Source organism: Methylobacillus methanolivorans (assembly GCF_054588515.1).
The window spans coordinates 1-5465 of the sequence record NZ_BAAILT010000008.1 but is presented as its reverse complement, the minus strand read 5'-3'; the positions used below and the strand labels follow the sequence as shown (position 1 = coordinate 5465).

General features: G+C 50.0%; 2 tRNA genes and 2 rRNA genes. All 4 read left to right on the top strand.

Annotated features, from left to right (window positions below):
• Positions 1 to 320: 320 nt before the first annotated feature.
• A 16S ribosomal RNA gene (locus tag LG202_RS14170) occupies positions 321 to 1863 on the top strand.
• Between the two features lie 72 nt (positions 1864 to 1935).
• A tRNA-Ile gene (locus LG202_RS14165) sits at positions 1936 to 2012 on the top strand.
• Positions 2013 to 2029: 17 nt separating this feature from the next.
• Positions 2030 to 2105, top strand: a tRNA-Ala gene (locus LG202_RS14160).
• Between the two features lie 320 nt (positions 2106 to 2425).
• Positions 2426 to 5309: ribosomal RNA gene (locus LG202_RS14155) — 23S ribosomal RNA — on the top strand.
• The 16S and 23S rRNA genes sit together here with 2 tRNA genes alongside, the layout of an rRNA operon.
• Positions 5310 to 5465: the final 156 nt, after the last annotated feature.

The window sequence follows — 5465 nt, the reverse complement described above, 5'->3', positions numbered from 1 at the left end:
TTGTTTAAAAATAATTTTCGAAACTAGCTTGACCGAATGAAAAAGGTCTGTATAATGCGCACCTCTCGCTGATTTGGAAACGAATCGGCAGCGACAAAAGAAGTAACGAAGTAACCGCTCTTTAACAAAACGAACAACCGATAAGTGTGGGTGCTTGTAGGTGAGTGCAAAAAGATACATATATATGTATCTGAAACTCAAAATACAAGTGCTTAACACTTAAATGAAATCTGTAACTTTTAGTTACACCTAAGATTCATTTGAGATTAAGCCAAGCGATATACCGACCTCGAAAGAGGTCACAAGTAATAGTCGGAATTAAACTGAAGAGTTTGATCCTGGCTCAGATTGAACGCTGGCGGCATGCTTTACACATGCAAGTCGAACGGCAGCACGGAGAGCTTGCTCTCTGGTGGCGAGTGGCGAACGGGTGAGTAATATATCGGAACGTGTCCAATAATGGGGGATAACTAGTCGAAAGATTAGCTAATACCGCATACGCCCTGAGGGGGAAAGTGGGGGATCTTCGGACCTCACGTTAATGGAGCGGCCGATATCTGATTAGCTAGTTGGTGGGGTAAAAGCCTACCAAGGCGACGATCAGTAGCTGGTCTGAGAGGATGATCAGCCACACTGGGACTGAGACACGGCCCAGACTCCTACGGGAGGCAGCAGTGGGGAATTTTGGACAATGGGCGAAAGCCTGATCCAGCCATGCCGCGTGAGTGAAGAAGGCCTTCGGGTTGTAAAGCTCTTTCGCAAGGAAAGAAAACTTACATATTAATACTATGTGAGGATGACGGTACCTTGATAAGAAGCACCGGCTAACTACGTGCCAGCAGCCGCGGTAATACGTAGGGTGCAAGCGTTAATCGGAATTACTGGGCGTAAAGCGAGCGCAGGCGGTTTTGTAAGTCAGATGTGAAAGCCCCGGGCTCAACCTGGGAACTGCGTTTGAAACTACAAGGCTAGAGTATGGGAGAGGGAGGTAGAATTCCACGTGTAGCAGTGAAATGCGTAGAGATGTGGAGGAATACCAATGGCGAAGGCAGCCTCCTGGCCTAATACTGACGCTCATGCTCGAAAGCGTGGGGAGCAAACAGGATTAGATACCCTGGTAGTCCACGCCCTAAACGATGTCTACTAGTTGTTGGTGGAGTAAAATCCATTAGTAACGCAGCTAACGCGTGAAGTAGACCGCCTGGGGAGTACGGTCGCAAGATTAAAACTCAAAGGAATTGACGGGGGCCCGCACAAGCGGTGGATTATGTGGATTAATTCGATGCAACGCGAAAAACCTTACCTGGCCTTGACATGCCACTAACGAAGCAGAGATGCATTAGGTGCTCGAAAGAGAAAGTGGACACAGGTGCTGCATGGCTGTCGTCAGCTCGTGTCGTGAGATGTTGGGTTAAGTCCCGCAACGAGCGCAACCCTTGCCAATAATTGCCATCATTCAGTTGGGCACTTTATTGGGACTGCCGGTGACAAACCGGAGGAAGGTGGGGATGACGTCAAGTCCTCATGGCCCTTATGGCCAGGGCTTCACACGTAATACAATGGTCGGTACAGAGGGTTGCCAACCCGCGAGGGGGAGCTAATCTCAGAAAGCCGATCGTAGTCCGGATTGCAGTCTGCAACTCGACTGCATGAAGTCGGAATCGCTAGTAATCGCGGATCAGCATGTCGCGGTGAATACGTTCCCGGGCCTTGTACACACCGCCCGTCACACCATGGGAGTGGGTTTCACCAGAAGTAGGTAGCCTAACCGTAAGGAGGGCGCTTACCACGGTGGGATTCATGACTGGGGTGAAGTCGTAACAAGGTAGCCGTATCGGAAGGTGCGGCTGGATCACCTCCTTTCTAGAGTATGCCTTGCTTGCAAGCATTCACACTTATCGGTTGTTTAAAGAGCGCAACAAAGATTGGCCTTAAGGGTCTGTAGCTCAGCTGGTTAGAGCACCGTCTTGATAAGGCGGGGGTCGTTGGTTCGAGCCCAACCAGACCCACCAGATTACTGTGAAGTAATGGGGGATTAGCTCAGCTGGGAGAGCACCTGCTTTGCAAGCAGGGGGTCGTCGGTTCGATCCCGTCATCCTCCACCAACTCTTTGTTGAAAAGTTAGACATAAGTGCAGCGTGCTGTTTTTATGTCTAGCTTTTAGAAGCTAGACTGATCTTTAACAAAATGGAAGAAGTAAAGAGAATAAAGTAGGACTTTGTGATGAGGTCTGAAATATTCAATGGGTAATTTGATTGCAAAATCGAAACATTTGAACGGCGTTGGTTCGTAAGAATTAACAGTTCAAATTAGTTTGATCGCATCAGCTTGGTGTGATCAGATGAAGTGCTTTAGAAAACCTATAGCGGATGTCTCATGCATCACGAGATTTGAGTTTAAAAGGGCTCAGGTTTTAACGTTATAGGATCAAGCGAATAAGTGCATGTGGTGGATGCCTTGGCGATTACAGGCGATGAAGGACGTGGTAGCCTGCGTAAAGTCTCGGGGAGCTGGCAAACAAGCTTTGATCCGGGAATGTCCGAATGGGGAAACCCACCCGCAAGGGTAACCTTCTCTGAATATATAGGGGAAAGGTGGCGAACCGAGTGAACTGAAACATCTAAGTAGCTCGAGGAAAAGAAATCAACCGAGATTCCGGAAGTAGTGGCGAGCGAACCCGGAAAAGCCTGTTACTTTTAGCATACGCGATAATAGAACGGAATGGAAAGTCCGGCCATAGTGGGTGATAGCCCCGTATATGAAATCCCGTATGTGGAACTAGGGTAACGACAAGTAGGGCGGGACACGTGAAATCCTGTCTGAACATGGGGGGACCATCCTCCAAGGCTAAATACTCGTAATCGACCGATAGTGAACCAGTACCGTGAGGGAAAGGCGAAAAGAACCCCGGGAGGGGAGTGAAATAGATCCTGAAACCGCATGCATACAAACAGTGGGAGCCTCGTAAGGGGTGACTGCGTACCTTTTGTATAATGGGTCAGCGACTTACATTCAGTAGCAAGCTTAACCGATAGGGGAGGCGTAGCGAAAGCGAGTCCGAATAGGGCGTTCAGTTGCTGGGTGTAGACCCGAAACCAAGTGATCTATCCATGGCCAGGATGAAGGTGCCGTAACAGGTACTGGAGGTCCGAACCCACTAATGTTGAAAAATTAGGGGATGAGCTGTGGATAGGGGTGAAAGGCTAAACAAACTTGGAGATAGCTGGTTCTCTCCGAAAGCTATTTAGGTAGTGCCTTGTGTCTCACTCTCGGGGGTAGAGCACTGTTATGGCTAGGGGGCTCATAAGAGCTTACCAAACCATGGCAAACTCCGAATACCGAGAAGTGCAATCACAGGAGACAGTCCATGGGTGCTAACGTCCGTGGACAAGAGGGAAACAACCCAGACCGCCAGCTAAGGTCCCAAATGACGTGCTAAGTGGAAAACGAAGTGGGAAGGCACAGACAGCCAGGAGGTTGGCTTAGAAGCAGCCATCCTTTAAAGAAAGCGTAATAGCTCACTGGTCGAGTCGTCCCGCGCGGAAGATGTAACGGGGCTAAGCACGTAACCGAAGCTGCGGATGCATATTTATATGCATGGTAGGAGAGCGTTCTGTAGGCCTGCGAAGGTGTTCTGTGAGGAATGCTGGAGGTATCAGAAGTGCGAATGCTGACATGAGTAGCGATAAAGGGAGTGAAAAGCTCCCTCGCCGAAAGCCCAAGGTTTCCTGCGCAACGTTCATCGGCGCAGGGTGAGTCGGCCCCTAAGGTGAGGCAGAGATGCGTAGCTGATGGGAAACAGGTTAATATTCCTGTACTTACATATACTGCGATGTGGGGACGGAGAAGGTTAGGTCAGCCATCTGTTGGAATAGGTGGTTTAAGCGTGTAGGTTGATCTCTTAGGCAAATCCGGGAGGTTAAGACTGAGGCGTGACGACGAGTCTCCTTGTGAGACGAAGTGATTGATACCAAGCTTCCAAGAAAAGCCACTAAGCTTCAGGTATATGTGAACCGTACCGCAAACCGACACAGGTGGGCAGGATGAGAATTCTAAGGCGCTTGAGAGAACCCGGGAGAAGGAACTCGGCAAATTAGCACCGTAACTTCGGGAGAAGGTGCGCCCCGGTAGGGTGAAGGACCTCGCGTCCGGAGCTCGATGGGGTTGCAGTGAAAAGGTGGCTGCGACTGTTTAATAAAAACACAGCACTGTGCAAACACGAAAGTGGACGTATACGGTGTGACGCCTGCCCGGTGCCGGAAGGTTAAGTGATGGGGTGCAAGCTCTTGATCGAAGCCCCGGTAAACGGCGGCCGTAACTATAACGGTCCTAAGGTAGCGAAATTCCTTGTCGGGTAAGTTCCGACCCGCACGAATGGCGTAACGATGGCCACACTGTCTCCTCTCGGGACTCAGCGAAGTTGAAATGTTTGTGAAGATGCAATCTACCCGCGGCTAGACGGAAAGACCCCATGAACCTTTACTGTAGCTTTGCATTGGACTTTGACAAGATTTGTGTAGGATAGGTGGGAGGCTTTGAAGCGAGGACGCCAGTTCTCGTGGAGCCAACCTTGAAATACCACCCTGATGTTGTTGAGGTTCTAACCTAGGTCCATTATCTGGATCGGGGACCGTGCATGGTGGGCAGTTTGACTGGGGCGGTCTCCTCCCAAAGAGTAACGGAGGAGTGCGAAGGTAACCTAGGTACGGTCGGAAATCGTACTGATAGTGCAATGGCATAAGGTTGCTTGACTGCGAGACGGACAGGTCGAGCAGGTGCGAAAGCAGGTCATAGTGATCCGGTGGTTCTGTATGGAAGGGCCATCGCTCAACGGATAAAAGGTACTCTGGGGATAACAGGCTGATTCCTCCCAAGAGTTCATATCGACGGGGGAGTTTGGCACCTCGATGTCGGCTCATCACATCCTGGGGCTGTAGCCGGTCCCAAGGGTATGGCTGTTCGCCATTTAAAGTGGTACGTGAGCTGGGTTTAAAACGTCGTGAGACAGTTTGGTCCCTATCTGCCGTGGGCGTTGGAAGTTTGAGGGGGGCTGCTCCTAGTACGAGAGGACCGGAGTGGACACACCTCTGGTGGACCGGTTGTCACGCCAGTGGCATCGCCGGGTAGCTAAGTGTGGAAGAGATAAGCGCTGAAAGCATCTAAGCGCGAAACTTGCCTCAAGATGAGACTTCCCTTGTGCCTTGAGCACACTAAAGAGTCGTTCGAGACCAGGACGTTGATAGGTCGGGTGTGGAAGCGCAGTAATGCGTTAAGCTAACCGATACTAATTGCTCGTGAGGCTTGATCCTATAACCTTGAAACTTGAACCATCAAGTCAAGGTTGCTCTAAAGCAGCAATCAAAATACCATCTTTACTTCTTCTCTTTGTTGAAGACGAATTTGCTAAGCAAATTCCATCAGATATCAGTGAATGTGCCAAGCACACGCACTAACGGTTATGTCTG